28 protein-coding genes and 2 pseudogenes are annotated in these 26,144 nt (G+C 72.6%); 17 read left to right on the top strand and 13 right to left on the bottom strand.

The window, feature by feature from the left end; translation table 11 throughout:
- The first annotated feature begins 30 nt into the window (after positions 1 to 30).
- From ACIHCX_RS14930 to ACIHCX_RS14945, 4 genes are all read left to right on the top strand, one after another.
- The gene (locus tag ACIHCX_RS14930) at positions 31 to 615 is read left to right on the top strand and encodes a helix-turn-helix domain-containing protein (protein WP_400029379.1); all 585 of its coding nucleotides are present in this window, start codon (positions 31 to 33) and stop codon (positions 613 to 615) included.
- A 93-nt stretch (positions 616 to 708) separates the two neighbouring features.
- The gene (locus ACIHCX_RS14935; protein WP_400029380.1) at positions 709 to 1,686 is read left to right on the top strand and encodes an NADPH:quinone oxidoreductase family protein; all 978 of its coding nucleotides are present in this window, start codon (positions 709 to 711) and stop codon (positions 1,684 to 1,686) included.
- Positions 1,683 to 2,864 (top strand): acyl-CoA dehydrogenase family protein, encoded by a 1,182-nt coding sequence (locus tag ACIHCX_RS14940; protein ID WP_400029381.1) that lies wholly within the window; start codon positions 1,683 to 1,685, stop codon positions 2,862 to 2,864. The genes ACIHCX_RS14935 and ACIHCX_RS14940 overlap by 4 nt, the downstream gene beginning before the upstream one ends.
- Positions 2,861 to 3,967, top strand: coding sequence for an acyl-CoA dehydrogenase family protein (locus ACIHCX_RS14945; RefSeq protein WP_400029382.1), 1,107 nt, complete (start codon positions 2,861 to 2,863; stop codon positions 3,965 to 3,967). The genes ACIHCX_RS14940 and ACIHCX_RS14945 overlap by 4 nt, the downstream gene beginning before the upstream one ends.
- 14 nt (positions 3,968 to 3,981) lie before the next feature.
- On the opposite strand, the gene ACIHCX_RS14950 is transcribed toward ACIHCX_RS14945, so the two are convergent.
- Together ACIHCX_RS14950 and ACIHCX_RS14955 are read right to left on the bottom strand one after the other, a co-directional pair.
- The gene (locus tag ACIHCX_RS14950) at positions 3,982 to 4,176 is read right to left on the bottom strand and encodes a hypothetical protein (RefSeq protein ID WP_141363227.1); all 195 of its coding nucleotides are present in this window, start codon (positions 4,174 to 4,176) and stop codon (positions 3,982 to 3,984) included.
- 170 nt (positions 4,177 to 4,346) lie between these two features.
- Positions 4,347 to 4,706, bottom strand: a complete 360-nt coding sequence (locus ACIHCX_RS14955) for a DUF779 domain-containing protein (protein ID WP_400029383.1) — start codon at positions 4,704 to 4,706, stop codon at positions 4,347 to 4,349.
- Positions 4,707 to 4,916: 210 nt separating this feature from the next.
- Between ACIHCX_RS14955 and ACIHCX_RS14960 the strand changes: the two genes are divergently transcribed.
- The 5 genes from ACIHCX_RS14960 (at position 4,917) to ACIHCX_RS14980 (ending at position 9,958) form a co-directional block, all read left to right on the top strand.
- Positions 4,917 to 7,577: a LuxR C-terminal-related transcriptional regulator gene (locus ACIHCX_RS14960; protein ID WP_400029384.1), complete on the top strand. Its 2,661-nt coding sequence runs from the start codon at positions 4,917 to 4,919 to the stop codon at positions 7,575 to 7,577.
- A gap of 120 nt (positions 7,578 to 7,697) precedes the next feature.
- Entirely contained in the window at positions 7,698 to 7,895 is a 198-nt protein-coding gene (locus tag ACIHCX_RS14965; RefSeq protein ID WP_400029385.1) for a hypothetical protein, read from the top strand.
- A gap of 212 nt (positions 7,896 to 8,107) precedes the next feature.
- The gene (locus ACIHCX_RS14970; RefSeq protein WP_400029386.1) at positions 8,108 to 8,770 is read left to right on the top strand and encodes an HdeD family acid-resistance protein; all 663 of its coding nucleotides are present in this window, start codon (positions 8,108 to 8,110) and stop codon (positions 8,768 to 8,770) included.
- A 149-nt stretch (positions 8,771 to 8,919) separates the two neighbouring features.
- Positions 8,920 to 9,417 carry an SHOCT domain-containing protein gene (locus ACIHCX_RS14975; RefSeq protein WP_400029387.1) on the top strand — a complete coding sequence of 166 codons (498 nt, stop codon included), beginning with the start codon at positions 8,920 to 8,922 and terminating at the stop codon, positions 9,415 to 9,417.
- Between the two features lie 58 nt (positions 9,418 to 9,475).
- Positions 9,476 to 9,958 (top strand): hypothetical protein, encoded by a 483-nt coding sequence (locus ACIHCX_RS14980; protein WP_400029388.1) that lies wholly within the window; start codon positions 9,476 to 9,478, stop codon positions 9,956 to 9,958.
- Between the two features lie 149 nt (positions 9,959 to 10,107).
- Here the strand turns inward: ACIHCX_RS14980 and ACIHCX_RS14985 are convergent.
- A pseudogene (locus ACIHCX_RS14985) lies at positions 10,108 to 10,272 on the bottom strand (alkylmercury lyase); the annotation flags it as partial.
- A gap of 350 nt (positions 10,273 to 10,622) precedes the next feature.
- Between ACIHCX_RS14985 and ACIHCX_RS14990 the strand changes: the two are divergent.
- The 4 genes from ACIHCX_RS14990 to ACIHCX_RS15005 all read left to right on the top strand — a co-directional run bounded on the left by ACIHCX_RS14990 (position 10,623) and on the right by ACIHCX_RS15005 (position 13,830).
- Positions 10,623 to 10,808 carry a hypothetical protein gene (locus ACIHCX_RS14990; RefSeq protein WP_400029389.1) on the top strand — a complete coding sequence of 62 codons (186 nt, stop codon included), beginning with the start codon at positions 10,623 to 10,625 and terminating at the stop codon, positions 10,806 to 10,808.
- 214 nt (positions 10,809 to 11,022) lie between these two features.
- On the top strand, positions 11,023 to 12,546 hold the full coding sequence (hpnR, locus tag ACIHCX_RS14995; RefSeq protein WP_400029390.1) for a hopanoid C-3 methylase HpnR: 1,524 nt from the start codon (positions 11,023 to 11,025) through the stop codon (positions 12,544 to 12,546).
- Positions 12,547 to 12,703: 157 nt separating this feature from the next.
- A complete protein-coding gene (locus ACIHCX_RS15000) occupies positions 12,704 to 12,883 on the top strand; it encodes a hypothetical protein (protein ID WP_400029391.1) in 180 nt (59 codons plus the stop codon).
- Positions 12,880 to 13,830, top strand: a complete 951-nt coding sequence (locus ACIHCX_RS15005) for a ThiF family adenylyltransferase (RefSeq protein ID WP_400029392.1) — start codon at positions 12,880 to 12,882, stop codon at positions 13,828 to 13,830. Before ACIHCX_RS15000 ends, ACIHCX_RS15005 begins: the two co-directional genes overlap by 4 nt.
- Positions 13,831 to 13,866: 36 nt before the next feature.
- Here ACIHCX_RS15005 and ACIHCX_RS15010 read toward each other — a convergent pair whose 3' ends face one another.
- The 3 genes from ACIHCX_RS15010 to ACIHCX_RS15020 form a co-directional block, all read right to left on the bottom strand.
- Positions 13,867 to 14,535 (bottom strand): endonuclease, encoded by a 669-nt coding sequence (locus ACIHCX_RS15010; protein ID WP_400029393.1) that lies wholly within the window; start codon positions 14,533 to 14,535, stop codon positions 13,867 to 13,869.
- Positions 14,536 to 14,641: 106 nt separating this feature from the next.
- A complete protein-coding gene (locus ACIHCX_RS15015) occupies positions 14,642 to 15,109 on the bottom strand; it encodes a DUF3147 family protein (RefSeq protein ID WP_400029394.1) in 468 nt (155 codons plus the stop codon).
- Positions 15,106 to 15,450: a DUF3147 family protein gene (locus tag ACIHCX_RS15020; protein ID WP_400029395.1), complete on the bottom strand. Its 345-nt coding sequence runs from the start codon at positions 15,448 to 15,450 to the stop codon at positions 15,106 to 15,108. Before ACIHCX_RS15020 ends, ACIHCX_RS15015 begins: the two co-directional genes overlap by 4 nt.
- A gap of 221 nt (positions 15,451 to 15,671) precedes the next feature.
- Here ACIHCX_RS15020 and ACIHCX_RS15025 point away from each other — a divergent pair, with 221 nt between their 5' ends.
- The 4 genes from ACIHCX_RS15025 (at position 15,672) to ACIHCX_RS15040 (ending at position 19,921) form a co-directional block, all read left to right on the top strand.
- A complete protein-coding gene (locus tag ACIHCX_RS15025; RefSeq protein ID WP_400029396.1) occupies positions 15,672 to 16,673 on the top strand; it encodes a FecCD family ABC transporter permease in 1,002 nt (333 codons plus the stop codon).
- Positions 16,670 to 17,791, top strand: a complete 1,122-nt coding sequence (locus ACIHCX_RS15030; protein WP_400029397.1) for a FecCD family ABC transporter permease — start codon at positions 16,670 to 16,672, stop codon at positions 17,789 to 17,791. The genes ACIHCX_RS15025 and ACIHCX_RS15030 overlap by 4 nt, the downstream gene beginning before the upstream one ends.
- The gene (locus ACIHCX_RS15035) at positions 17,788 to 18,681 is read left to right on the top strand and encodes an ABC transporter ATP-binding protein (RefSeq protein WP_400029398.1); all 894 of its coding nucleotides are present in this window, start codon (positions 17,788 to 17,790) and stop codon (positions 18,679 to 18,681) included. The genes ACIHCX_RS15030 and ACIHCX_RS15035 overlap by 4 nt, the downstream gene beginning before the upstream one ends.
- Positions 18,682 to 18,865: 184 nt before the next feature.
- On the top strand, positions 18,866 to 19,921 hold the full coding sequence (locus tag ACIHCX_RS15040) for an ABC transporter substrate-binding protein (RefSeq protein ID WP_400029399.1): 1,056 nt from the start codon (positions 18,866 to 18,868) through the stop codon (positions 19,919 to 19,921).
- A 70-nt stretch (positions 19,922 to 19,991) separates the two neighbouring features.
- Here the strand turns inward: ACIHCX_RS15040 and ACIHCX_RS15045 are convergent, their stop codons facing one another.
- The 7 genes and pseudogenes from ACIHCX_RS15045 to ACIHCX_RS15075 all read right to left on the bottom strand — a co-directional run bounded on the left by ACIHCX_RS15045 (position 19,992) and on the right by ACIHCX_RS15075 (position 26,052).
- On the bottom strand, positions 19,992 to 20,408 hold the full coding sequence (locus tag ACIHCX_RS15045) for an SsgA family sporulation/cell division regulator (RefSeq protein WP_400029400.1): 417 nt from the start codon (positions 20,406 to 20,408) through the stop codon (positions 19,992 to 19,994).
- A 23-nt stretch (positions 20,409 to 20,431) separates the two neighbouring features.
- Complete coding sequence (locus ACIHCX_RS15050; RefSeq protein WP_400029401.1) at positions 20,432 to 20,851, bottom strand: hypothetical protein; 420 nt, start codon at positions 20,849 to 20,851, stop codon at positions 20,432 to 20,434.
- A 232-nt stretch (positions 20,852 to 21,083) separates the two neighbouring features.
- Complete coding sequence (locus tag ACIHCX_RS15055) at positions 21,084 to 21,707, bottom strand: GTP-binding protein (protein WP_400029402.1); 624 nt, start codon at positions 21,705 to 21,707, stop codon at positions 21,084 to 21,086.
- On the bottom strand, positions 21,694 to 22,056 hold the full coding sequence (locus ACIHCX_RS15060) for a DUF742 domain-containing protein (RefSeq protein ID WP_400029403.1): 363 nt from the start codon (positions 22,054 to 22,056) through the stop codon (positions 21,694 to 21,696). The genes ACIHCX_RS15055 and ACIHCX_RS15060 overlap by 14 nt, the downstream gene beginning before the upstream one ends.
- 1 nt (position 22,057) lies before the next feature.
- Positions 22,058 to 22,486 (bottom strand): roadblock/LC7 domain-containing protein, encoded by a 429-nt coding sequence (locus tag ACIHCX_RS15065; protein ID WP_400029404.1) that lies wholly within the window; start codon positions 22,484 to 22,486, stop codon positions 22,058 to 22,060.
- An 11-nt stretch (positions 22,487 to 22,497) separates the two neighbouring features.
- Positions 22,498 to 24,970 (bottom strand): annotated as a pseudogene (locus tag ACIHCX_RS15070) (nitrate- and nitrite sensing domain-containing protein).
- 74 nt (positions 24,971 to 25,044) lie between these two features.
- Positions 25,045 to 26,052, bottom strand: a complete 1,008-nt coding sequence (locus ACIHCX_RS15075; RefSeq protein WP_400029405.1) for a substrate-binding domain-containing protein — start codon at positions 26,050 to 26,052, stop codon at positions 25,045 to 25,047.
- Positions 26,053 to 26,144: the final 92 nt, after the last annotated feature.

The following is a 26,144-nucleotide window of genomic DNA, read 5'->3' on the forward strand; positions in this document are numbered from 1 at the left end:
AAACGGATTTGCCGGTCCTGCAATCGGGGTATGAGCATCGAGGACGTTCTGGCCGACGTGGGCCCCCGGCTGCGCCGGATACGCAAGGAACGGGAAGTCACCCTCGCCGCCCTCGCGGAGGCGACCGGGATCTCCGTCAGCACCCTCTCGCGCCTGGAGTCGGGCCTGCGCAAACCCAGCCTGGAGCTGCTGCTGCCGATCGCGCAGGCCCATCGGATGCAGCTGGACGAACTGGTCGGCGCCCCTCCGGTGCGTGACCCGCGGGTACGGGCCGAGCCGATCGTGCGCGGCGGCCGCACCCACTGGCCGCTGACCCGGCAGCCCGGCGGCCTCCAGGCGTTCAAGGTGCTGGAACCGCGGCGCAGGCTCGAACCGGACCCGCGGACCCACGAGGGCTACGAGTGGCTGTACGTGCTGTCGGGCAAGCTGCGGCTGGTGCTCGGCGGGCACGACGTGGTGCTCACGGCCGGGGAGGCGGCGGAGTTCGACACGCGCGTGCCGCACTGGTTCGGGTCGACCGGCGAGGGGCCGGTGGAGTTCCTGAGCCTGTTCGGACCGCAGGGGGAGCGCATGCACGTACGGGCGCGGCCGACGCGCGGTGGCCCGGACGTCTGACCACGGGTGGTTCCCCGATCGGCAAGCGACTGCTTAGTATGCGACCGACCCCGGTCAGACGACGCGACGACGCGGTCCCCCTGGAGGCGGCGCATGCAGGCATGGCGAGTGCACGAGAACGGCGAACCGGGCGAGGTGATGCGGCTGGAGGAGACCGGGCCGCCCACCCCGGGCGAGGGCCGGATCCTGCTCAAGGTGCGTGCCGCCACCATCAACTTCCCGGACGCGCTGCTGTGCCGCGGCCAGTACCAGGTCCGGCCGCCGCTGCCCTTCACCCCGGGCGTGGAGATCTGCGGCGAGACGGAGGACGGCCGCCGCGTGATCGCCAACCCTGCGCTGCCGTACGGCGGTTTCGCCGAGTACGCCGTCGCCGCCACCGACGCCGTGCTGCCCGCCCCCGACACGCTGGACGACGCCGAGGCGGCCGCCCTGCACATCGGCTACCAGACCGGCTGGTTCGGCCTGCACCGCCGGGCGCGGCTGGAGGCCGGCGAGACCCTGCTCGTCCACGCCGCCGCCGGAGGCGTCGGCAGCGCGGCCGTGCAGCTCGGCAAGGCGGCGGGCGCCCGGGTCATCGGTGTCGCCGGCGGTGCCGCGAAAGCCGCCGTGGCCCGCGAGTTGGGCTGCGACGTGGTGATCGACCGGCACACCGACGACGTCGTCGCCGCCGTGAAGGAGGCCACCGGCGGCCGGGGCGCGGACGTGATCTACGACCCGGTCGGCGGCTCGGCCTACGCCCAGTCCGCCAAGGCCGTCGCCTTCGAGGGCCGGATCCTCGTGGTCGGCTTCGCCGGCGGCACCGTCCCCAGTCCGGCGCTCAACCACGCACTCGTCAAGAACTACTCCATCGTCGGCCTGCACTGGGGTCTGTACCACACCAAGAACCCCGAGCTGGTCCGGCACTGCCACGAGCAGCTCACCGCCCTGGCCGCCCGGGGCGCGATCAAGCCGCTGGTGAGCGAGCGGGTGCCGCTGGCCGAGGCCGCGGCCGCCGTCCAGCGGGTCGCCGACGGGGCCACCACCGGGCGCGTCGCCGTGGTGCCCGCCCTGGAGAACGGAGCCGCCCTATGACCGACGCCGAGGAACTGCGCCGCCGCACCCGCGAGTTGCTGGCCGCGCATCCGCCGGCCACCACCGGCCGGCTCGACTTCCTCAGGGCCCGTTTCGACGCGGGGCTCGCCTGGGTGCACTACCCGCGGGGCCTCGGCGGACTCGGCGCCGCCCGCTCCCTCCAGGCCGTCGTGGACGCCGAGCTGGCGGCGGCGGGCGCCCCGGACAACGACCCGCGCCGCATCGGCATCGGCCTCGGCATGGCCGCGCCGACCCTCCTGCGGCACGGCACCGAGGAGCAGAAGCGGCGCTTCCTCAGGCCGCTGTGGACCGGGGAGGAGGTCTGGTGCCAGCTGTTCAGCGAACCGGGCGCCGGATCCGACCTGGCCGCCCTCGGCACCCGGGCGGTCCGTGACGGCGACACCTGGGTGGTCAGCGGCCAGAAGGTGTGGACCTCCAGTGCCCACCTCGCCCGCTGGGCCATCCTCATCGCCCGCACCGACCCCGATCTGCCCAAGCACCAGGGCATCACCTACTTCCTCTGCGACATGACCGACCCCGGCGTCGAGGTGCGGCCCCTGCGCCAGATCACCGGGGAGGCCGAGTTCAACGAGGTCTTCCTGACGGGCGTGCGCATCCCCGACGCCCACCGCCTCGGCGAGGTCGGCGACGGCTGGCGGGTCGCCCGGACCACGCTCATGAACGAGCGCGTGTCCATCGGCGGAATGCGGCTGCCCCGCGAGGACGGCATGATCGGCCCCGTGGCCAGGACCTGGCGCGAACGCCCGGAACTGCGCACCCACGACCTGCACCAGCGGCTGCTGAGGCTGTGGGTGGAGGCCGAGGTGGCCCGGCTGACCGGCGAGCGGCTGCGCCAGCAGCTGGCCGCGGGCCGGCCCGGCCCCGAGGGCTCCGGCGTGAAGCTCGCCTTCGCCCGCCTCAACCAGGAGATCAGCGGCCTGGAGGTCGAACTCCTCGGAGAAGAGGGGCTGCTGTACGACGACTGGACCATGCGCCGTCCCGAACTGGTCGACTTCACCGGCCGCGACGCCGGCTACCGCTATCTGCGCGCCAAGGGCAACAGCATCGAGGGCGGGACCAGCGAGGTCCTGCTGAACATCGTCGCCGAGCGCGTCCTCGGCCTGCCCGCCGAGCCGCGCACCGACAAGGACGTCGCCTGGAAGGACCTCGCCCGATGAGTGCGACGAGCATGACGAGCACCGAACCCGACCTGCTGTACTCGGAGGAGGAAGAGGCGCTGCGCGCCGCCGTCCGGGACCTGCTCACCGACCACTGCGCCCCGGCGGACGTGATCGCGCGCGCCGAGTCGGACGCCCCGCACGACCTCGCCCTGTGGAAGACGCTCGCCGACGGCATGGGCCTGGCCGGTCTGCTGGTGCCCGAGGAGCACGGCGGCCAGGGCGCCACGCACCGTGAAGCGGCCGTGGTCCTGGAGGAGTTGGGTCGCGCGGTGGCTCCTGTCCCGTACCTCACCAGCGCCGTGGTCGCCACCGAGGCGCTGCTGGCCTGCACGGGCGATGCCGCCGCCGGGCTGCTGTCCCGCCTGGCGTCCGGTCGAGAGATCGGCGTCCTGGCGGTCGGGCTGCACACCGCGCCGGGCGCCTTCCGGACGGTAGGGGCGGAATCCGGGTTGCTGCACGGGGAGTTGACCGGCATCGCGGACGCGATGGCCGCCGACGTGCTGCTCGTTCCGACGGAAGACGGCGGACTCCACGCCGTGGACGCGGGCGACGCCACCCTCACCCCGCAGGTGTCCCTGGATTCGACCCGGCCGCTGGCGACCGTCTCCCTCGACGCCGTGCGGGGCCGCCGGCTGGGCGACGCCGGACCCGCCGTGCGCCGGGCGCTGCGCGCGGGCGCCGGACTGCTCGCCTCCGAACAACTCGGTCTCGCTGACTGGACGTTGACTGAGACCGTGCGCTACCTCAAGGAACGCAAGCAGTTCAACCGTCCCGTCGGTGGCTTCCAGGCGCTCAAGCACCGGCTCGCCCAGCTGTGGCTGGAGATCACGGGCCTCCGCGCCGCCGCCCGGTCCGCGGCCGACGCACTGGCCCGGGAGGCGGACGCCGATGTCGCGGTGGCCCTCGCCCAGGCCTACGCGGCACCCGTCGCCGTCCACGCCGCAGAGGAGGCACTGCAACTGCACGGCGGCATCGGCATGACCTGGGAGCACCCGGTCCACCTGTACCTGAAGCGGGCCAAGGCGGACTCGATCGCGTACGGCACCGCGGGCGCCCACCGCGAGGCGCTGGCCCGGCTGGTCGACCTCGCGGCGCCCTGACCACGGGCCGCGCGTCAGGGATGCAGGCTGCCGACGATCTGCGCGGTGGCCATCAGACCCTCGTGAATGGTGGGCGCCATGCTCGTACCCGCCAGGAAGAAGCCGAGCAGGACGCAGACCAGGGCGTGCGAGAACTTCAGCGCGCAGTTGCGCACGAAGATCACCGCAAGGAGCAGGAGCAGCAGCACCACAGAGATGGAAATGGCCATCGTCGTCCTCCTCCGCCACGCCCACTTCGCGGCTTCGGCCGCAAGTGTGGCGTAGCGGGGGGTCAGGTTGTGCGGGAGACGTGTCCTCCGAACGTGTGGTTCTGCCACCGTCCCGGCACCGCGCCCCGGAATGCGGAACGAGAAACCGGGTGCGCGTGCCGGTGCGGGGCTCAGGCCTCGATGACGCGGGAGCGGATGAGGAACCGCACTCCCTCGGGCGCCTCCAGGGAGAAACCGCTGCCCCGTCCGGGCACCACGTCGACGATGAGCCGGGTGTGACTCCACACCTCGTACTGGCTGCGCGACATCCAGAACGGGACCGGCCGCTCCACGCCCTCGACCTCCAGTTCCGCGAGCAGCACGTCCGAGCCGCCGGTACGGAACTCGCCCTCCGGATAGCACATGGGCGCGCTTCCGTCACAGCAGCCGCCCGACTGGTGGAACATCAGCGGCCCGTGCGCCTCGCTCAGCCGCCGCACCAGGCCGGCCGCCGCGGGGGTGAGCTCCACACGCGGGATCTCCTCGTACATCGTCGCCGCCCTTCGCCGCCCCGGAAGAAGAAGCCGAACACAGACGAGCAGCCAAGCAGCACGGAGGTTGCGACAAGGTTGCACGGTCCGCCTTCACGGGCCCGCCCCCGCGGGCGGGCCGTCGTGCCCCCCCGCGGCGCGGCGCGCGCGTACGGGCCATCACTGAGATCCTGACCGGGAGAAGCGCTGCCCATGACATGACCGGTGGTGGTGAGCGCGGTGTCCGAACGCGGCGACAACAGTCCCGGGCCGACGGCCGCGGGCGTGGACCCCCTGGGGGACCCGTTCCTGCGCACCCGCTTCGCCGTGCCGGTGCCGCCGGCCACGTTCCTGCGCCGGGAGCGGCTGGCCGAGCATCTGGACCAGGCACTGGCCACACCGCTGACCATGGTCAACGGCGGCGCAGGTGCGGGCAAGACGCTGCTGGTCGCCGACTGGGCCGCCCAGCTGGACCAGCCGGTGGCCTGGCTCACCGCGGACGCCGCCGACCCGGCACCCGGCGTCTTCTGGGCCTACCTGCTGGAGGCCCTGCGCGCCTGCGGGGCGAACGGGATCCGCGACGTCGGCTGCCCGGCCGAGGCGGGCATGGTGGACCACGGCCTGCTCGCCCGGCTCGCCGCCGGGCTGAACGGCCGCGGCCGGCCCGTCACCGTCGTCCTCGACGAGTACGACCGCGTGACCGACCCGGAGATCGCCGACCAACTCGCCTTCGTCCTGCACCACGCCGGACAGGGCGTGCACCTGGTCCTCGTCACCCGCACCGAGCCCACGCTGCCCCTGCACCGCTACCGCGCCGACGGCACCCTGACCGAGATCAGGGACGCGGAACTGGCCTTCACCCCCGAAGAGGCGGCGACCCTCCTGGAACTGCACGGGCTGTGCCTCGGCGGCGGCGCGGCCCGCGCGCTCGTCGAGCGCACCCGGGGCTGGGCGGCGGGCCTGCGGCTGTGCGCCCTGGCCGCCCAGCAGAGCAGCGACCCGGAGACGTACCTCAAGGAGTTCGAGGCCGGGCAGAGCACGATCGCCGACTTCCTGCTGGCCGAGGTGCTCAAGAGACAGCCGCCCCCGACCCAGGACCTGCTGCTGCGGGTCAGCGTCCTGGACCGGTTCTGCCCGGACCTGGCCAACGCGCTCGCCGGGCGCCGGGACGCCGGACCCGTCCTGGCCGAGCTGCACCGGGCGAACGCGTTCGTGGAGGACCTCGGCCACTCCTGGTACCGCCTCCATCCGCTGTTCGCGGAGATCCTCGCGGCGCACCTGCGGGTGCGGTTCCCCCACCTCGAGCCCGAACTGCACCGCAGGGCCGCCGAGTGGCTGCGGCACACCGGGCCGCTGCCCGAGACGCTCGCCCACGGGGCCGCGGCCGGCGACTGGCGGTTCACCGCCCGCACCCTGGTGGACGACCTCGCGATCGGGCAGTTCTTCACCGGCCTGCGCTCCGGTGACCTGGGCGAGCTGTTCTCCCGGATGCCCCACGGGACCACCGGCCCCGACGCCGACCTCGTCCGCGCGGCGCGCGAGCTGTCCGACGGCGACCTCGGCCACGCCCGCCCGCACCTGGAGCACGCCCGTCGGGAACTGACCCGCGCCGGTTCCGACAGGGCGGCGGCCCGGCTCGGCCTCGCCCTCCTGGACACCCTCGCCGCCCGGCTGACCGGCTCCCCGGGCGGGGCCGAACACGCCGCCCGGACGGCACGCGAGCTGCGCCAGGACATCCCCGACCATCTCCTGGCCAAGCACCCCGAACTCGCCGCCCTGACACAGACCCACCTGGGCGCCGCCCGCCTGTGGGCGGGACGCTTCGAGGACGCCAGGGCCGCGCTGTCCGCCGCGGCCGCCGGCTCCGACGGGGCCACCGCGCTGCCCCGGGAGGAGTCCCTGACCCAGCTCGCGCTGATCGACTACCTGACCGGCTGGCCCACGCGGGCCGAACGCGGGGTCCTGGCGGCGCTCACCGACGCGGACCGGTTCAGCCTGGCCGGGTCGACCGGTTCCGGACTCGGCCACGCGGTCCTGGCCGCGGTGGCCGTCGACCGTGACGAACTGGGGGAGGCCCAGGCCCTGCTGGACCGGGCGACGGCCCCGCAGCCGGTGCCGCGGGACCCCGTGACGGCCGCCGGTCTGCTCATCGCGCGCGCACGCCTGCACCTGGCCCGCGGAGAGGTCCGCGCCGCCCTGGAGACCGCCGAGTCGTCCGTGCCCGCCGACGTGCCGTCGCCCTGGGCCGAGGCCCACACCGCGCTCGTCGTCTCCGCCGCCCACCTCGCCGAGGGCCGCCCCGAGACGGCCGTGAAGGCACTGGAGGACGTCGTGGGCCGGGACGCCGCCTGCACGGTGGCGGCGGCCCGCGCCCATCTCGCCGCGGGTGACCCGGGCACCGCCCTGGACCTGCTCGACGCGCTTCCTCCCGGGCGGCGCAGCGGCCCCGCCGTCACGGTCCGGGCCCTGCTGGTGCGCGCCGAGGCCACCGTCCGGCAGGGCGACCACACCACCGCGCGTCGGCTGGCGGCCCGCGCGCTGCTGGAGGCCCGGAACGAGCGGCTGCTGCGGCCCTTCCGCGAGACCGGACCGTGGCTGCGCCGCCTGCTGGACCCGGACGCGTTCCCCCGGCTGCCGGCGGGCCCGGGCCCCCGGTCCGGGACCGTGCGGGAGGCGGGCCGCCCGTCCGCTCTGGTCGTCGACCGGCTCAGCGGCCGTGAGCGGGACGTGCTCCAGCGGCTCGCGCTGATGATGACGACCGAGGAGATCGCCGCGGACCTGTTCGTGTCGGTCAACACGGTCAAGACCCACCTCAAGAGCGTGTACCGCAAGCTCGGTGTCAACCGGCGCAACGAAGCGGTGCACCGGGCCCGCGAACTGCGCCTGCTGTGAACCGCACGGGCCGCACCGCTTGCCGTATCACCTGCGCCGGGTGAGGCCCGGCGGCCCGGCCGGGCGGACCCTCGGACAGGGGCGTGGTAGACCCGTCCCCAGGCACCGTGGGAGCGGCTGATGCGCTACGAGATCCGCGTCGACGGGCACATGTCGGAGACGCTGACCAGGGCATTCCCGGAGCTGGAGCACGTGGTGATGTTCGGTCAGACCGTCCTGTTCGGACCCGTGGTGGACGAGGCGCAGCTGTACGGGCTGCTGGCCCGCTGCCGGTCACTGGGCCTGCGGGTCCTGGAGATGCGCCGTATCCCGGAGTGAGCCGCCCCGGCGGCCGGAGTGAGCCGCCCCTGCTGCCGTCCGGGAGACGGGGCGCGGCCCGTCCGGATCAAAGCGGCGGGGCGGGAGGCGGATCACCCCCCAGGGGTGACCCGTGGGACACCGCCCCGCGGGACGCTGGCGGACAGGTCCTCGCACACCGTCCCGTCGGCGGTCGGCAGCGACCTGCAACCGATCCCCGCGAGGAGGAGCCCATGAGCATGTCGCCTGGCTCGGCACCGGGTGCCGGACCGGAGAACACGCCCGGCGGGACGGGCACCCACCCGGACGGCGACCCCGCCGACGTGCTGGCGGGACTCGGCGGTTCGTGGTCCTGGATCCTGGCCTCGGCGCTGGCGACGCTGGTGCCGGGGATCATCGTGCTCGCCTGGCCGAACGAGACCCTGCACGTCCTGGCGATCGTGATCGGGCTGTACCTGCTCGTGACCGGCGCCTTCCGGTTCGTCACCGCCTTCTCGCGGGAGGAGCACGGCGAGCGCCTGCCGCGGCTGCTGGTCGCGGTGCTGTTCGTCCTCGCCGGGGTGCTGTGCCTGCGGCACCCGTTGCAGACGATCGCCGCGCTCTCACTGATCGTCGGGATCGTCTGGCTGCTGTCCGGCATGCTCACCGCCTACACGGCCCTCGCCTTCAGAAACCTGCCCCACCGCGGCTTCCTCCTCGGCGTGGCGGCGCTCGGTGTCGTCGCGGGCATCGTGGTGCTGGTGCTGCCCGCCCAGTCGGCCCTGGTGCTGACCCGGCTGCTGGGCCTGTGGCTCGTGCTGCTCGGCCTGGTCGAACTGGGCCTCGCCCTCGCCTGGCGGTCGGCGCTGCGCAGGGCCGCCACCCGGACGCCGACGGGGCCCGCGGCCACGGTCTGAGCCCCGTCCGGCCACCGAGACGCCGGCGCGTGGCCGCGGCGGCGTCTCACCGCTCACCCCCATCGGGTGAGGCGTCCCCGTCCTGCCGTGCGCACGCTGACAGAGGGCAGACCGCGCCGCCGGGCACCGGCCCGGAACGGAGGAGAGAAATGAGCACGCAGCCGAACCTCGCGTACGACTACCCGCTGCTGAGCGCCTTCTGGACGATGCTGTGGTTCTTCCTGTGGATCATGTGGTTCGTCCTGCTCTTCCGGGTCGTCCTCGGCATCTTCCGCGACGGCGGCCTGAACGGCTGGGCCAAGGCCGGATGGCTGGTGTTCTGCCTCGTGCTGCCGTTCCTGGGCGTCCTCGTCTACGTCATCGCCCGCGGCAGGAGCATGAGCCGCCGGGAGTTCGCACACGCGCGGGAGCAGCAGGAGGCCTTCAACGCCTACATCCGGCAGACCGCGGCCGGGGGCGGCGGGTCCAAGGTCGACGAACTCGCCCGGCTGTCCGACCTGCGCGCCCGCGGAGACATCACCGACGAGGAGTTCGCCCGGGGCAAGGACATGATCCTGAGCAGCGGGGTCCCCGAGGGCCGCGCCACCTCCGTGACCTCCGGCCCTGAGGGCCCCGACAGCTCCGTCAGCTCCACTCCCGGCCGTTGACGAGCACGCCGGACCGGTACGCCGGACCGGATGAGACGAGAGGAAACGAGGCGAGAAGATGACCGCGACCCACACCGCACGGCCGCATTCGGCGAGGCAGGCATGGGCCACCGGCCTGACGGCCTTCGCCGCCGTCATGCTGATGATCGCCGGAGTGCTCGACATCTTGCGCGGAATCATGGGTATCGCCCACGACGACGTCTTCGTCACCACGCGCAACTACGTCTTCCAGTACGACCTCACCGGCTGGGGCTGGATCCACCTCGTCCTCGGGGTGCTCGCCGTGATCATCAGCATCGGCCTGTTCCAGACGGCGCTGTGGGCGCGTGTGGCGGGTGTGGCGATCGCCGGGCTGATCATCCTGGCCAACTTCCTGTCCCTGCCGTACTACCCGGTCTGGTCGGTCGTGATGATCGCGTTCTCCGGGTTCATCATCTGGGCCCTGTGCGTGCTGCGGCCCGAGGAGTCCCCGGCCTCTCCCCCCGCGGCGCCCCCCACTTCCACCTCCACCACGGGGTCCGCCCCGCCCCGCAACCCGTGAGGGGACGTGCCGCCGCCGGCCACGTCCAGGGCACGCCGCAGGTCGGCGACGCTCGGCGCCCCGTCGGCCGTGCCGTCCGCTCTCCGGTACCGGCGGCACGAGACGGAAGCCGGGACACCCGGTACGGCGAAGGGATCCACGCCGTCGACGAGCACGGTGGGCGATCCGGTCATCCCGAGTGCCCGGGCCTGTGCCTCGTCGGTGACCTCGACCAGTTCCACCTCGGCGCCGCGGCCGTTCAGCGCGCGGGCGATCCGTTCCCGCACGACGGGCACGTTCGGGCAGTCGGGCACCATGAGTACGGTGATGCGCATGGCCTCATCCTCCCAGCTCGGGGCCTGTGCGGCCGCAGGCGGGCCGTCCAACGCCCCGGCTCGGCGGGGGGAGGGGCCCCGACACTTTGGCAGGTGTCCGTGTTCCGGAGTGGTAGTAACGTGGACAAAGGGTGTTCTGCACCCTGGCCGGATGTGACCGCCGCGAACCCGAGGAGGTGAACGGGGTGAGTCCTTGCGGTAGTAGTCCCAGCTCCCATCATTCCGTTGCACCCGGGGCGCCCGGCGGGCACCGCACCGCCGTCTGACGGCCTGTCCCGACACGGTGCCGAGCGGTGATTGTTTCGCCGCCGGTGCGCCCGAGGGTGCCGATCAGGCGGAGGTGTCTCATCATGACGATCACCATCACCCTGCCCCGTATCCCCGTACCCGCCGTGACCGAGCGTGGTCTGCGGCTCCTGCTGCCGGTCGTCGCCGAACCGGTCCTGCTCGCCCTGGCCGACCTGTGCGGTGTCGGAACGCCGGTGCGGCTGCTGGGGCTCGGCATCAAGCTCGTCCTGCCGCCCACGCAGGACTGATCGGCGACCCGGTCACGCCCCGAAAATCCGGGTGTCGCGTCGGCGGCCCGGCCAAGCACATCGACCATTCGAAGGGTGTCGGTGTACTTGGCCGGGCCGCCGACCATTCGAAGGGTGTCGGTCCGTCGGCCGAGCGACGTTCACCGGTACCGGTTTGCCCACGTCGCGAACCGGATACCGCTGGTGTTCACGTGCCGAGTCAGGAGATCCCCGCATGCGTCTGCTGCTGGTCCACCCGAGCGCCCTGATGTACTCGGAGATCTTCCTGCGCCTCGAGCCCCTCGGGCTGGAACGCGTCGCGGGCGCGGCACGTGAGGCCGGCCACGACGTGCGCATCGTCGATCTCCAGACACAGTCGCACACGGACCTGCACCGGCTGGCGGCCTCCTTCCGGCCGGACGCGATCGGCGTCTCCCTGAACTATCTGGCGAACATCCCCGAGGCCATCGAGATCGCCCGGCGGGCCAAGCGGAGCCTGCCGGGCGTCTTCGTGTTCTTCGGCGGCCACAGCGTCTCCTTCATCGCCGAAGAGGTGCTCCAGCAGGCCGACGGCGCGGTGGACGCCGTCGCCCGCGGCGAGGGCGAGACGGTCGTGGGCCCGCTCCTGGAAGCGGTGCGCGACGGCGGACTCGCCACGGTCCCGGGTGTGGTCGCACCGGACGGCCGCGGTCCCGAGCCCCGGATGCTGCACACCATCGACACCCCGCGGCCCGCCCGTGACCTGCTGCGCCACCGGCGCCGCTACTTCATCGGCGAACTCGACCCCTGCGCCTCCATCGAGTTCACCCGCGGCTGTCCGTGGGACTGCAACTTCTGCTCGGCGTGGACGTTCTACGGGCGCAGCTACCGCAAGGCGTCCCCGCAGGCCGCGGCCGAGGAGATGGCGGGCATCCGCGAGCGCAACGTCTTCATCGTGGACGACGTGGCCTTCATCCGCCCCGAGCACGGGGACGCGATCGCCGCCGAACTGGAACGCCGCGGCGTCCGCAAGCGGTACTACCTCGAGACGCGTGCCGACGTCCTGCTGCGCAACGTGGAGGTGTTCGAGCGCTGGTCACGGCTCGGGCTGAAGTACATGTTCCTCGGCATGGAGGCCATTGACGCCGAGGGGCTGGACCTCTACCGCAAGCGCGTCAGCCCCGACGAGAACTTCCGGGCCCTGGAGGTCGCACGCAGACTGGGCATCAGCGTGGCGATCAACCTGATCGTCGATCCCGGCTGGGACGTGGAGCGCTTCCGCACCGTGCGGGAGTTCGCCACAGCGGTTCCGGAGATCGTCCATCTGACGGTGATGACGCCGTATCCCGGAACCGAGGTCTGGCACACCGAGTCGCGCAAGCTCACCACACGCGACTACCGGCTCTTCGACATCCAGCACGCCGTCGTCCCCACGACGCTGCCCCTCGACGTCTTCTACCGGGAACTCGTCCGCACACAGGCCGTCATCAACCACAAGCACCTCGGTCTGTGCACGGCGCTGGGAGCGGCACGCGTCCTCGCCGCCAACCTCGCTCGCGGCCAGACCAACTTCGCGCGCATGCTGTGGCGCTTCAACCGCGTCTACAACCCCCGCCGTCAACTGGCCGACCACACCCGCCCGGTCCGCTACGAACTCCCTCTGCCACGGCCCCTGGAGGCGGGAGACCGGCGCCAGCTGTACATCCACAGCAGGCCGGTCCCCACGCGCGGCAGCCGCACCGCCGCCACGCCGCCCGAGGACCAGCGTCCCACTCCCTGATCCCCTCCCGTCTCCGCTCCCATGCCTGCTCCCGTGCCTGGTCACGCGTCTCGGGATGCGCCGCCCGTACCGGCGCGTAGCGTGGAAAGGGCGACGGCGGAAACGACGGCGCAGGAAACAGAGAGACCAGGACAGAGACCAGGCGGGAGGGATTCTCGTGGGCGCAGCACCGGAGACTCTGCAGAAGGCCGAACTGACGGAGGAGCAGCAGCGCGCCAGTGAGCGTGAATGGTTCCTCGACGCCGACACCGGGGAGTTGAAACCGGAGGCGAACGCCGACCGCGACGAGCAGGCCGGACCTGGCCCGGTCCGTGTGGCCCGCTGGACCTTCGATTGACCGTTCCGCCCGAGGACCGCGTCTGGGCGCGCCACCACCGGCGTACGGGAGCGGCGCTGATCGTCGGCGCGGGAGCGGTCGGTGGATTCCTCGCCGAGGAACTCGCGCGCATCGGATTCAGCCCGCTCCGGCTGGTCGACCCCGACACGCTCGCGGTGGAGAACCTGATCCGCCACCCGCTCGGTGCGCCGGCCCTGGGACAGCCCAAGGCCCTGGCACTGGCCGGGAAGATCCGTCGCGACTTCCCCTCGTGCGACGCCAGGGGCCACCAGGCGGACTTCCTCGAACTGCCCGAGGACCGGCAGCGGTCGCTGGTGGGCGGTGCGGACGTGGTGGTGGCGGCGACGGACTCGGCCGTGTGCCAGCGGCACGTCAACCGCGTGGCCCTCGCGGTGGGCAGACCCGCGGTGTATCCGGCGGTCTGGGTGGACCCCAGGATCCGTGACGCCGAGGTCGGCGAGATCCTGTGGGTGCTCCCCGGCAGGCGCACACCCTGCTACGAGTGCGCGGTGGCCTTCCGGCAGGGGACCGCCGACGCCCAGGCGGCCCGCGGCGCCCGCGTGGACATCCAACTCGTCGCCCTGGCCACGGCCCAGGTCGTGACCGCACTGGCACACCCCGGCGACGACCGCTCGGCGATCCTCGACCCGCGGCGCACCGCCATCTACCTCCACGGACTGACGCCCACTTCGCCGGGCGTCCGGGCCACCTTCCCCACCGCGGGGCTGAGCAGCCAGAACGTGCGGGTCCCTTTCCCGTCCCGGCCGTGCGCCGCCTGCCACGGCTGGCGCAACCTGGCCTCATCCCCGGCATCCGCCGTCGCGGGAGCCGGTAGGCGACCCGGTGAGGAGGCGGACGGGGGACGCGGCTGGCCGGTCTTCGCCGCCGTCGTGCTGTGCATCGTGATCCTGTTCATCGTCTCGGTCGCCCACGGCAAGCACATGTAGTCGCCCCACGCGCGTCCACGGGGCATACCGGCCCCGCTATGCGGCCTTCGCCCGGGCGCGGACGTCGTCGGCGAGCGGTTTGTCCAGAGCGGCATGGACCAGTCCGTCGGTGAACCGGGCCAGTTCGCGCGTGCTCACCAGGTGCGCGAGGTGCTCGGGCGAGGTGGGAAGACCGAGGCGTTCGGCGCCGTCCTGCGCCTTGCGGTCGACGTAGGGCGCGAACTCCGGCCAGACCCCCTGGACGGCGCGCAGGTAGATGTCGACGCCCGTGGGCCCGAGCCCGGGTATGTCCCGGAGGGCCTTCTTCGGGTCGTCTTCCTCGCGCAGCTTGCGCAGATCGCCGTCGTACCGCTCCAGCAGCAGTTCCGCGCCCTTGCCCAGGATGGTGGCGGTCCGCTCGTCGTACCGTCGGTATCCGCCCTCGCCGAGCGCGTCCACGCGCTGCTGCCACGACGCCTTCGCCATCGAGCGCGCACTGCGCAGGCCCGCCTCGAAGAGCGCCCGTGCGGCGGCCACCGCGATGTCGGCCCTGATCCGGGCGCTGAGCAGGACGGCCAGGACGAGTGCCTGGTAGAGAGGGGCGGGGGTGTTCCGCAGCCTGACCCCTGCCTGGGCCAGGTAGGTGGACCCCTGCCGGTCGAGCAGCGCCCGCACCAGCGCCTTCTCGGTGCGGGCGGGGGACTTCTTCCTGGTCGTGGAGCTCATGACGCCTCGCAACGTCGGTGGGGCCCGGGTGCGGCCCGGGCGGACGTGGGGCGGGTTGCACTCCTTCGGGTGGCCGCGGGTTCCCCGACCAAACCCGCGCGGGGCTTCACCTGTCCGCCGGGGACCGTTCGTCGCCTCCGTGCCCTGCCGCTCGTGCGACCGCGTGGGCGCCGAGTGACACCACGACCCACGCCGCCGTCGCGGCGCCGAGCGCGAGCCACGCCGAGTGGTGACGCAGGAGCACCGCGGCGACGACGGCGAACGCCACCAGTCCCAGGGTGCCCAGGGCGGCGCCACGCGCGTCGTCGCGGGCGCTCCTGAGCCCCTCCTCCTCGGCCACCAGCGTCAGGCTGGCCAGCAGGATGGCGGGAAAGGCGAGGAAGACGCCGCCGACGAACGGCCCGAACAGCCGGGACACCACGGCCGCCAGGAGCGACACGCCCGCGCCGAAGCCGAACCGGAGGAGCAGATCCTTGCGCGGCGTGCGCGCGACCGCCCGCAGGTCCACCCGCACCCGGTCGGTGTCTTCGGCCCCTGTCGCGCCCCCGTGCGCGGGCCGGCCCGGTCGCTTCACGGCGCCACCGCGAAGGCGATGGCGGCCGCGGTCGCGAACCACACCACCAGGGCCGCCGCGGACCCGCGCGTGGCTCCGAACCTGCCGAGCGCCGGAACGTCGACGAGGCAGTAGGCGGTGAACGCCAGTGCTCCGGCGACCATGCCCCGGGCCGCGGTCGCCGCGTCGAGGTCGCCCTTGAACACCACCGTCAGGACCAGTCCTCCCAGCGCCACCGAGGGGGCGGCGGCGAAGATCCCGGCCAGCCGCTTGGGCTGGACGGCTTCCGCCACCAGAGCGAAACCCACCACGAGCAGACCGCCGATGAAAGGCTTCAGGACGATCTCGAGCAGGGTCTCCATCCGCACAACCTCAACGCCGGGGCGACGCTTGCGCAACGACCCACGCGGGCGGCGCCGTCAACACACGCCGCCCGGACGCATCCGCCGTACCGGCACGCGGGCGGTCACCGCGGTCGTCCGCACAGCCCGGCGATCACGGCGGGCCGACGGTGGGTGAGGGCGGGTTCGGGACGCCACGTACGCTTAGGCGAGCCTTAGCTAAGTGATACAGGGAAGGGTTCATGTCAGGAGTCGCAGGACGCCGCTTCGGGTGGCTGGTCACCACTCTTCTCCTGTTGTCGCTGGCGGTGCTGCTCAGTCTCGCCGTGGGCAGTCGCCCGGTGGCGCCCTCGGTCGTCTGGGACGCCCTGCTGCACGGCGGAACCAGCGCCGACGCGCAGGTCGTACGGTCGTTGCGCGTGCCGCGGACGGTCGTCGGGGTGATGGTCGGGGCCGCGCTCGCCGTGGCTGGAACGGTTCTTCAGGGGATCACCCGGAACCCCATCGCGGAGCCCGGCATCCTGGGCATCAGCCAGGGGGCGTCGATGGGCGTCGTCTGTGCCATCGCCTTCCTCGGGGTGCACAGCCTGACCGGATACGTCTGGTACGCGTTCGTGGGCGCGGGAGTCGCGGCGGTCCTGATCTACGCCGTCGCCAGCAGCGGGCGGGGCGGGGCGTCCCCGGTCAAGCTGGCGCTGGCGGGTGCGGCGATGAACGCGTTCCTGGCCTCGCTGATCTCGGCCGTCCTCACCACCGACGCCCGCGCCCTGGACGAGTTCCGGTTCTGGGACGTCGGCTCGATCAGCGGCCGGGACGCCACGATCGCCGGGCAGGTCTGGCCGTTCCTCCTCGCCGGACTGCTGTTGGTGCTGGCCATGGCGCGCGGCCTGGACGCGCTCGCGCTCGGCGACGACATCGCCCGCGGCCTCGGCCGCAACGTCGCGCTGCTGCGGGCGACCGGCGCCCTGGGCGCGACCGTTCTGACCGGTGCCGCGGTCGCGGCGGCCGGCCCCATCGCCTTCATCGGTCTCGCCGTGCCGCACATGGCCCGTGCCCTGGTCGGACCGGGCCACCGCTGGCTGCTGCCGGTGGCCGCGCTGCTCGGGCCGGTGATGCTGCTGCTGGCGGACGTGCTCGGACGGGTCGTGGTACGGCCCGCGGAGGTGCCCGTGGCCGTGATGACCGCGCTGGCCGGTGTGCCGTTCCTGATCGTGCTGGTCCGGCGGAAGGCGGTCGCGGCATGACGCGGCTGAGTCACGGGAGGCGCGTGGGCCGCGGACACACCGTCGATGGCGCCGGGGGCGGGCGTCCACCCGGCCGGCCCGCCGGGCATGCCGTGCTGCGGGCCGGGCGGGGCAGTTTCCTGGTGCACCGCAGGGCCCTGGTGGTGGGTGCCGTCCTCACCGCGCTGCTCACGGCGGCGGCGGTGACGTCGCTGTGCGTCGGCGAGTCGTTCGTCGCGCCGGGCGAGGTGGTCCGCGTCCTGCTGGGACTGCCCAGCCCCGACCAGCTGGTGGTCGGCACGCTGCGGTTGCCGCGCCTGGTGACCGGCCTGCTGGTGGGCGTCGCCTTCGGCCTGTCCGGGGCACTGATCCAGACCATGGCCCGCAATCCGCTCGCCAGCCCGGACGTCATCGGCGTCACGCACGGCGCGGGTGCGGCGACGGTCGCCGCGATGACGTTCGGCCTCACCTCGTACGCCGTGCTGCCGTACGTGTCCGTGGCGGGCGGGCTGCTCGCCGCACTGCTCGTCTACCTGTTCGCCTGGCGGGGCGGGATCGCCGCCTCCCGCTTCGTCCTGATCGGCATCGGCATCTCGGTGGCGCTCGGTTCGCTGACCCGGCTGTGGGTGACCAAGGGCGACTATCTGGTCGCCCAGCAGGCCAGGACCTGGCTCACCGGATCGCTTAACGGCCGCGGTTACGACCAGGCGGCACCGCTCGCGACGGTCCTGGTGCTGCTGGTGCCGTTCCTGCTGTGGGCGGCCCGTGCGCAGCGCGGCTCGGCCTTCGACGACGACACGGCCGTCGCCCTCGGTGTCCGGCTCGGGCGCGTCCGGATCGGGCTCAGCGTCCTCGGCGTCGTGCTGGCGTCCGTCGCGACCGGGGCGGCGGGTCCTGTCGACTTCGTGGCCCTGCTCGCCCCGCAGATCGCCCGCCGGCTCACCCGCGCCCCGCACATTCCGCTGGTCTGCTCCGCGTTGACGGGCGCGCTGATCGTGGTCGTCGCGGATCTGCTCGCCCGCAGGCTCCTCTCGCCGCTGGAGCTTCCGGTCGGCGTGTTCACCGCCCTGGTGGGCGCCCCCTATCTGATGTGGCTGATCGTCCGTACCCGTAGCAGCCGTTCCGGAGGAACCGCGTGACCGGCAACCCACCCACCGCCCCGGGGCGTTCCCGTCTCGCCGCACGGGCGCTCACCCTCGCCTACGAGGACCGTACGGTCGTCGAGGAACTGGACCTGGACGTCCCGGACGGCAGGGTCACCGTCATCGTGGGCCCCAACGCCTGTGGGAAGTCCACCCTGTTGCGCGCCCTGGGTCGGCTGCTGAAGCCGCGGCACGGAGCCGTCCTGCTGGACGGAACGGAATTGGCCCGCCTGCCCACCAAGCGGATCGCCCAGGTGCTCGGGCTGTTGCCGCAGACCCCGGTGCCGCCGGAGGGCATCACGGTCGGGGACCTGATCGCGCGCGGGCGCCAGCCGCACCAGAAGTGGTGGCAGCAGTGGTCCGAGACGGACGAGACGTCCGTGTCGCAGGCCATGGAGCGCACCGGCACCACCGAACTCGCCGAGCGTCCGGTCGACGAGCTGTCGGGCGGGCAGCGCCAACGGGTGTGGATCGCCATGGCGCTCGCCCAGGACACCGATCTGCTCCTGCTCGACGAGCCGACGACGTACCTGGACATCGCCCACCAGGTGGAGGTCCTGGACCTGGTGCGCCGGCTCAACCGGGAACGCGGCCGGACGGTGGTGGCCGTGCTGCACGACCTGAACCAGGCGGCGCGCTACGCCGACCATCTGATCGCCATGCGGGCGGGGAGGATCGTCGCGCAGGGGGCGCCCGGCGACATCGTCACCGCCGAGCTGGTCCAGGAGGTGTTCGGGCTCGCGTCGGTCGTCGTGCCGGACCCGGTCACGGGCGGCCCCATGGTGGTACCCGGCCCTCCGCGGTTCGCCGACGGCACGAGCGCGGGGGAGGCCGCGGAGGGCGCGACGACCGTCCTCGCGGCGGGGACGCCGCCCGGTGACCTCTGAGCCGGCGCTTCGGGGACCAGCGGACATGGCGGCGTGTGAGCGGAAGCACACGCTCTGGTGGGGTCAGGCGCACGGAGTTCTCATAAGGTAAGCCTTACCTAAAAACTTCGCGGGTTTCTTTGGGGCCCCGCCCCTGCCGTCTCCCGCGTTGCCCCACCCCTCTCACGACGGGAGCGCCTTTCCCATGTCCGCCGGACGCCGACGCACCACCGCCGCAGCCCTCACCCTCGCCGCCGCACTCGCCCTGACGGCCTGCGGCGGATCCTCCGCGGGCGGCGAGGGCGCCGGCGGCTCGTCCTCGGCCGAGGCCGGGGCGGGGAGCAAGAAGTCCGTAGCCCAGGGCGGGGAGGACTTCGGGGACGCGGCGAAGAAGACCGCCGCCATGGGCACGGACGCCGCACCGGGCGAGTGGCCGCGCACCATCACCCATGCCATGGGCAGGACCGAGTTGAAGTCCCAGCCCAAGCGCGTGGTGGTCCTCGATGTCGGCGAACTCGACAACGTCGTCTCCCTGGGCGTCAAGCCGGTGGGCCTCGCGCCCACCGAGGGCTCCCCCGAACTCCCGTCCTACCTGAAGAAGGACGCGGGCAGCCCGAAGAACGTCGGCACGATCAACAACCTCAACCTGGAGGCGATCGCCGCGCTCAAGCCCGACCTCATCCTGGGCAGCCAGCTCCGCGCCGCCGACAAGTACGACGCGCTGTCGCAGATCGCGCCGACCGTCTTCTCCGTACGCCCCGGCTTCACCTGGAAGGAGAACTACCTGCTCAACGCCGCCGCGCTCGACAGGACCGCGCAGGCGAAGCAGAAGCTCGCGGCCTACGAGCAGAGGGCCCGGGCCCTCGGCGAGAAGCTCGGTGCCGACAAGCCGACCGTCTCGATGGTCCGTTACCTGCCCGACGGCGTCATCCGCCTGTACGCGAACGCCTCGTTCATCGGCACGATCCTCAAGGACGCCGGTATCCCGCGTCCGAAGAACCAGGACATCAACGACCTCGCCGCCGAAGTCAGCGCCGAGAACATCGACCAGGCCGACGCCGACTACATCTTCACCGGCGTCTACGGCGACGCGAAGGCCACCGACAAGTCCACGGCGCAGAACAACCCGCTCTGGAAGAACCTCACCGCCGTCAAGGCGGGGCACGCCTACGACGTCCCGGACGAGACCTGGTACCTGGGCCTCGGTGTGACGGCCGCCGAGGAGGTACTCACCGACCTGGAGTCGCTCCTCACCAAGTAGACCCCCACCGCGAGGACCGGGTCGCGTGTCCCGGAGGCGGGCGGCCCTGACGGCCCCGGTGCGGGCGCCGTCAGGGCGACTCGTTCAGAAGCCGGTCCAGGTGGCTGTCCAGGTCCAGCGCCTCGGCCTCCCGGGCGGCCGGCACCAGCCGGTAGGTGCGGAACAGCCACTGCGCCAGGGCCGGGAGCGGGGCGACGAGGTGGGCGGAGCCGCCCGGAGGAGTCAGAAGAACGTGCAGGAGGGCTCCCGGGCCGGTTCCGGTCGGCCACACCCTCACGTCGCCTTCTCCGCTGGGCGCCAGCGTCCCCCGGGCGAGCAGCTCGCGCGAGATGATCCAGGACACGGGGCTCGGGGCCAGGCCGTGGAAGAGGAACTCCACCACCAGCGGGTCCTGTGACCTGTAGAGCAGGTGGGTCGGCACCGGGAGCCGTGTGCCCACGGGTGACACGAGCTCCATGTCGAGCGTGCGGTCCACGCAAGTGATCATGGTTCTCCTGGTGGCCGCGGTCCTCAGCGGTGGGAGCCGACGTGGGGCTTCAGGCTGTCGCTGCCCCAGTGGGCGTTCGAGCGGTCGCCGGTCCAGCGGAGCTGGTCGAGAACCCACTGCTGACGGGTGTGGCCGATCCGGGCCTGGTGACCGTCGCGCTTGTCGTACCGGAACCAGCGGCGGCTGTCGAGGTCGTGCCGGTCTCCACGGTGCTGGTCTCCACGGCGCTGGTCCCCACGGTGGTGGTCCACGCTGTGGCGGTTCACGCTGCGGTGATCCGTGGTGTGGTGGTCGGCGATCCGGACGACGGAGACGACCCCCGGCCGGCTGCCGCCCGGGTTCGTCGCAGCCGAGGCGGAGCCGCCGGTGGCGAGGAGCCCGGCTGCCGCGACGGCCGTCGAGGCGATCGTGACGACAACCCCACGAACAGTCCTGCTTGCCATGGTGTTACCTCTCATTTCTCACCCCACGCGGAGAACGGGGGGAATGGGTGCTTGTGTGCCTCATTGGGCACTGAAGACACTAACCCCAGTTCGTTGAACGATGAACTATCTAGCTCGTGAGGTGCGCCACGGGCCGAAGAGCCGTCGCGCCGGAATATCGCCGCCCCCCCTCGCGGTTGCGGGCCGGTTCCCAGGGGCGGACGGTGAACCCGCTGTTCCGCCTCGCTGGACCTCAGCCGCCCCGAGGAGGGCGGGGCCGCGCCGCGTCCGCCTCCGCCTCGGTGGCCGAGGCGATCAACTGGTCGACCAGGGCGATTAGAACGTCCCGGCACGACTCGCGGTCCCGTGCGTCGCACAGCAGCACCCGGGTGTGTTCGGGCAGCGCCAGGGACTCCCGGATCTCCTCCGGCGGGTAGGGGTGCCGCCCGTGGAAGCCGTTGACGCCGACGACGAACGGAATGCCCCGGCTCTCGAAGAAGTCGATGGCGGCGAAGCTGGTCTCCGGGCGGCGGACGTCGATCAGGACCACGGCCCCGAGCGCGCCCACGGCCAGGTCGTTCCACATGAACCAGAACCGCTGCTGACCCGGTGTGCCGAAGAGGTAGAGCACCAGGTCCTGGCTGACCGTGATCCGGCCGAAGTCCAGGGCCACGGTGGTGGCTTGCTTGTCCTCGATGCCGTCGAGGTCGTCGATGTCCAGGCCCGCGGCGGTCAGCGGTTCCTCGGTGCGCAGCGGGGCGATCTCGCTGACCGACCCGACCAAGGTGGTCTTGCCGACTCCGAAACCCCCGGCGATCAGGATCTTCGCCGTGTCGGGGGCCGGCGACGGCCGAACGGTGGTGTCAGAGCCGGCCAAGGCCGTCCCTCACTTTCTGCAGAAGGTCCAGGTCCAGGTCCGGGGTGCGGGAGACCGGGGCCGGCCGGTGGAGTGCGATCCGTCCGGCCTCCAGCAGATCGCAGAGCATGATCACCACCACGCTCACCGGAAGATCGAGATGCACGGCCAGCTCTGCCACGGTGACCGGTTCCGCGCACCGTCTCAGGATCCGCGTGTGCTCGGGCTGGGGCCGGACGGCCCGCTCAGGCGGCGGATCCACGGTCGTCACCATCGTGATGAGGGTGAAGTCGGCGCGGCTGGGACGGGTCCGTCCACCGGTCAGGGTGAACGGCCGAACGAGCCGGCCCGCCGCGTCGCCTCCGTTCACCTCACTCGCCGTCGCCGGACGCGACGGCACCCGCACGCGGGGCCGCACTCAGGTGCTCGCCGATCTTCTTCACCAGCATGTTCATCTGGTAGGCCACCACACCGACGTCGGCGCCCGGACCGGTGAGGACGACGAGGTGGGCGCCCGGTCCGGCCGAGGTGAGGAGCAGATAGGTGTGGGCCAGCTCGATGAGCGCCTGCCGCACCGGGCCGCCGCCGAAGTCCATGCTGACGCCCTTGCTGAGGCTCATCAGGCCGGACGCGGTCGCCGCCAGCCGCTCGGCGTCGTCGCGCGGGAGTCCGGTGGACTTGCTGACCACCAGTCCGTCCTCGGAGAGGACGACGGCGTGGTTGACCTCGGCGACCCGTTCCACGAGACCGGTCAGCAGCTGGTCGAGCTGGGTGTGCGTGGCGGGGGTGGGGCGTGTCATGAGGGTGTCCTTCATGTGCGGTCGGCGGGCGGGGTCGAGGGTGGATGTCCCCCCTGCTCGAACACGGTCGAGACCTTGGGGGTGGCGGTGTCCGCGGCGGGAACGCGCGTATCGGAGCCGTCCGGTGAGGCACTGTCAGGCCTGGTGCCCTCCTGCGTGGCCCCCTCCTCCGGGGCGTCGGCCTGTTCCTGGGGGTCGTCGTCCCGCGCCTGGCGCGTGCCGCGCTGGAAGCCGGCCAGTGAGGAGGCGGCCCGTTCGGCGGTGAAGTCGTCGAGGGGGCCGTTCTCGACGACGGGCGCGGCGTCCCCGCGCAGCTCGGCGGTCAGACTGGTCTGCGGCACCCGGCGCGGCAGCGGCGAGAGCCCCGGCCCACGTGTCCGTTCCGCCCCGCGTCCGCCGTCGCCCGCACGCGAGGTGCTCCGCTGCGCGGTCGGCTTCCTCCGCCGGGCCGTGCCGGCGGGTTCCGGGCGCTCGCCGGTCGGTTCCGGGCTTCCCGGGCCGGGCACCCGCCCGGACTCGGACGGCTGCGTGCGCGTCTGCGGGGAGCCGGGGGCCTCGTGCACCACGATGTCGTGCGGGACGAGCACGATCGCGGCGGTTCCGCCGTAGGGCGAGGAGCGCAGGGTCACGGAGATGCCGTGCCGGGTGGCCAGGCGGGCGATCACGAACATGCCGAGCCGCAGGTCGTCGGCGAGCGCCACCACATCGAACTGCGGGGGCACGGCCAACTGGGCGTTGAGCTGCGCGTAGTCCTCCTCGGACATGCCGAGGCCGCGGTCCTCGACCTCGACGACGAGGCCCTTGGCCACCATCGCCGCCCGCACGCCGACGGGGCTCGGCGCGGCGGAGTACGCGGTCGCGTTGTCGATGAGCTCGGCGAGCAGATGGATCACGTCGGCCACCGCCGGCGGCGCGAGGTACACCTCCTCGTCGGTGTGCACCTCCACCCTCTGGTACTCGGCGACCTCGCCGACGGCGCCGCGCAGGATGTCGATCAGCGCGACCGGTTCGGTCCAGCTGCGCCGGGGCTGCTCGCCGCTGATGATGACGAGGTTCTCCTCGTAGCGGCGCAACTGGCTTGCCATGGAGTCAAGTTCGTACAGCCCCTGGAGGACCTCCGGGTCCTGGTGCCGCCGTTCCAGCGCGTCGAGCTTGCTGAGCTGAAGGTTGATCAGGTTCTGGCTCTGCCGGGCGATACCGAGGATCACCTTCTGGAAACCGCGCCGGGTGTCGGCGAGTTCGACCGCGGTGTGCACGGCCGTACGCTGCGCGGTGTTGAACGCCTGGGCGACCTGGCCGAGTTCGTCGCTGCCGTAGTCCAGCGGCGGCGTCGCGGACTCCACGTCCACCTTCTCGCCCCGCTCCAGCCGGGCCACCACGTCGGGCAGCCGCTCCTCCGCCAGGCGGAGCGTGGCGATCCTCAGCCCCAGCAGACGCCGGGACAGGGACCGGGTGATCCGCCACGACATGCCGACGCACGACCAGGGCGGCCAGGCCGGCCGCACTCAGGACGGCGGCCTTCAGCAGCAGCCCGTGCGCCCGGTCGGCGCTGCGGTCGAGCAGCCCGGCCGTCTCCTGCCGGATCAGCGTCGCGTACTGGCCGGACAGCTTGTCGATCGCGGCACCCCACCGCTCGCGTGCGTCCGGCAACGCGATCCCGCGCGCACCGGCGGCCCTGCCCCGGGCCGAGAGCACCTGGTCCTCGACGGCCTCCAGGGTTCGCCACTGCGCCGACTGAAGGATCCGTTCGGTCTGCGTCTTCGTGCTGCCCTCGAGCGAGGGGACGATCTGGTCCTCGACGAGCCAGCGGCGGGCGTGGACCAGTTGGGCGAACCTGCTCCACGCCTCCTGGTCCATGTGCCCGGACGACCACGCCAGCGTGAGCTGAGCGTCCTCCTGGGAGACCAGCTCCGCGGCATGCTCCAGCGCCACGAGCGGACCGGCCTGGGAGGTCAGGTCGCCGTCGTCGACCTGTGAGATCTCCTGGAAGGCGTGGATCTGGTCGTCGATGATCGCGGTGTACTGGTCCAGGGCCTGCTCACCGGTGATGTCCGTCGGCTTGTCCACCTGGCCCCGGTAGTACTCCAGGCTGCCCACCGACGCGACGACCGAGTACATCCGGTTCTTGATGCGGGCGGGGGCCTGCCTGATCGCGCCGGCCTGGCCGACCAGCTCGGCCACCGCCTTGTCCGTGGCCCCGCGCTGTGCGTCCAGGGCGGCCCGGGAGCCGTGCGGGGACGCCAGCCACGCCGCCGACAGCCCGCGCTCCCGCTGGAGGGCGAGCGCTGCGTCGGTGCCCATGGCGCCGGTCGACCTGCTCAGCCCCGTCTGCGAGAGCAGCCGGAGCCCCTCCGAGAACATCTGGGTCGTGGTCACACCCCACATGGCGGCGAGCGTGACACTGGGGACCAGGGCCAGGAGGACCAGCGAGAGCCGTATGGAACCGAGACGGCGCCGGGGACCTGTCGGAGTCCGTGGAGACATCATCGTCCTAGAGCGATCGGCGGGAGGACAGGGACGGGGGAACGAGAGGGCGGGGTGGGGGCGCCGGCGTTTCCTCAGCGTGTGCCGGCGGCGGCCAGCTTCGCCACCGACGCGACGTTCGCCTTGGTCACGAAGGCGGGACCGGTGAGCACCGGAGCGACGCCGCCACCGCTCACATTGCCGTTGGACTTGTGGAGCCAGAGCGCGTCCACGGCCAGATAGCCCTGGAGATAGGGCTGCTGATCCACCGCGAACTGCACATCCCCGTCCTGGACGGCCTTGACCAGGTCCTTGTTCAGGTCGAAGGTGGCGACGTGCGCCCTGCTGCCCGCCTTGCGCACGGACTTGACCGCGGCCAGCGCGAACTGTGCGCCGTTGGTGACCACTTCGTCGATGTCCGAATCCACCCGCAGCCGGGCCGCGATCGACTCCGTCAGGGCGTCCATGTCGGTGCCGTCGCCGTAGAGCATGTCGGTCCTGCCACCGAAGGACTTCTTCACCCCGGCGCAGCGTGCCTCCAGCGCGATGTTGCCCCGCTCGTGGATGACGCACAGGGCGTGCTTGGCTCCCAGGTCGTCCAGCTTGTCCCCGACGGCCCGGCCCGCGAGGCTCTCGTCCTGACCGAAGTACTGCAACACACCCCCGGAACGCCAGGCGTCGATACCGGAGTTGAGCCCGACCACGGGTATGCCCGCCGCCTTGGCGTCCGCGATCGGCCCCTTCATCGCGTCCGGCTTGGCCAGCGTCAACGCGATGCCGTCGGCCCCCTCCCGGATCGCGTCCCGCACCAGCTCCGCCTGCCCGGCGGCGTCGGGATCGCTCGCGTAGGTCAGTTCGATGCCGTCCTTGGCCGCGGCCACCTCGGCGCCCTTGCGCACCAGTTGCCAGAAGGCATCCCCCTCGGCCCCATGGGTGACCATGGCGACCTTGAGCCCGGACCCGCCGGAGACCCGAGCGTCCGACCCGGACTGCGAGCCGCCGGAACCGGAGCAGCCGGCCAGGAGCAGGCAGACGGCGACGGCGGCTGTCAGAACGGTGCCGGGGGTGGATCTGCGGTACCTGTGCGAGGGAGGAGTCTTCATGAGGGTGCGGCACCTCACTGTGCAGCCGAGCAACTGGCAATCGGGGGGGTGGACGGGGGCGCAGCACCCGCGGACGTGACCGGGCGGTTGGC

It is taken from the genome of Streptomyces sp. NPDC052043, from assembly GCF_044548235.1.
Lineage (GTDB): Bacteria > Actinomycetota > Actinomycetes > Streptomycetales > Streptomycetaceae > Streptomyces.

Bases quoted from the DNA above. Each gene is read 5' to 3' on its own strand.
- ACIHCX_RS14930 (WP_400029379.1), top strand. From the start codon at position 31: ATGAGCATCGAGGACGTTCTGGCCGACGTGGGCCCCCGGCTGCGCCGG.
- ACIHCX_RS14935 (WP_400029380.1), top strand. From the start codon at position 709: ATGCAGGCATGGCGAGTGCACGAGAACGGCGAACCGGGCGAGGTGATG.
- ACIHCX_RS14940 (WP_400029381.1), top strand. From the start codon at position 1,683: ATGACCGACGCCGAGGAACTGCGCCGCCGCACCCGCGAGTTGCTGGCC.
- ACIHCX_RS14945 (WP_400029382.1), top strand. From the start codon at position 2,861: ATGAGTGCGACGAGCATGACGAGCACCGAACCCGACCTGCTGTACTCG.
- ACIHCX_RS14950 (WP_141363227.1), bottom strand. From the start codon at position 4,176: ATGGCCATTTCCATCTCTGTGGTGCTGCTGCTCCTGCTCCTTGCGGTG.
- ACIHCX_RS14955 (WP_400029383.1), bottom strand. From the start codon at position 4,706: ATGTACGAGGAGATCCCGCGTGTGGAGCTCACCCCCGCGGCGGCCGGC.
- ACIHCX_RS14965 (WP_400029385.1), top strand. From the start codon at position 7,698: ATGCGCTACGAGATCCGCGTCGACGGGCACATGTCGGAGACGCTGACC.
- ACIHCX_RS14970 (WP_400029386.1), top strand. From the start codon at position 8,108: ATGAGCATGTCGCCTGGCTCGGCACCGGGTGCCGGACCGGAGAACACG.
- ACIHCX_RS14975 (WP_400029387.1), top strand. From the start codon at position 8,920: ATGAGCACGCAGCCGAACCTCGCGTACGACTACCCGCTGCTGAGCGCC.
- ACIHCX_RS14980 (WP_400029388.1), top strand. From the start codon at position 9,476: ATGACCGCGACCCACACCGCACGGCCGCATTCGGCGAGGCAGGCATGG.
- ACIHCX_RS14990 (WP_400029389.1), top strand. From the start codon at position 10,623: ATGACGATCACCATCACCCTGCCCCGTATCCCCGTACCCGCCGTGACC.
- hpnR (WP_400029390.1), top strand. From the start codon at position 11,023: ATGCGTCTGCTGCTGGTCCACCCGAGCGCCCTGATGTACTCGGAGATC.
- ACIHCX_RS15010 (WP_400029393.1), bottom strand. From the start codon at position 14,535: ATGAGCTCCACGACCAGGAAGAAGTCCCCCGCCCGCACCGAGAAGGCG.
- ACIHCX_RS15020 (WP_400029395.1), bottom strand. From the start codon at position 15,450: ATGGAGACCCTGCTCGAGATCGTCCTGAAGCCTTTCATCGGCGGTCTG.
- ACIHCX_RS15025 (WP_400029396.1), top strand. From the start codon at position 15,672: ATGTCAGGAGTCGCAGGACGCCGCTTCGGGTGGCTGGTCACCACTCTT.
- ACIHCX_RS15030 (WP_400029397.1), top strand. From the start codon at position 16,670: ATGACGCGGCTGAGTCACGGGAGGCGCGTGGGCCGCGGACACACCGTC.
- ACIHCX_RS15040 (WP_400029399.1), top strand. From the start codon at position 18,866: ATGTCCGCCGGACGCCGACGCACCACCGCCGCAGCCCTCACCCTCGCC.
- ACIHCX_RS15045 (WP_400029400.1), bottom strand. From the start codon at position 20,408: ATGATCACTTGCGTGGACCGCACGCTCGACATGGAGCTCGTGTCACCC.
- ACIHCX_RS15050 (WP_400029401.1), bottom strand. From the start codon at position 20,851: ATGGCAAGCAGGACTGTTCGTGGGGTTGTCGTCACGATCGCCTCGACG.
- ACIHCX_RS15065 (WP_400029404.1), bottom strand. From the start codon at position 22,486: ATGACACGCCCCACCCCCGCCACGCACACCCAGCTCGACCAGCTGCTG.
- ACIHCX_RS15075 (WP_400029405.1), bottom strand. From the start codon at position 26,052: ATGAAGACTCCTCCCTCGCACAGGTACCGCAGATCCACCCCCGGCACC.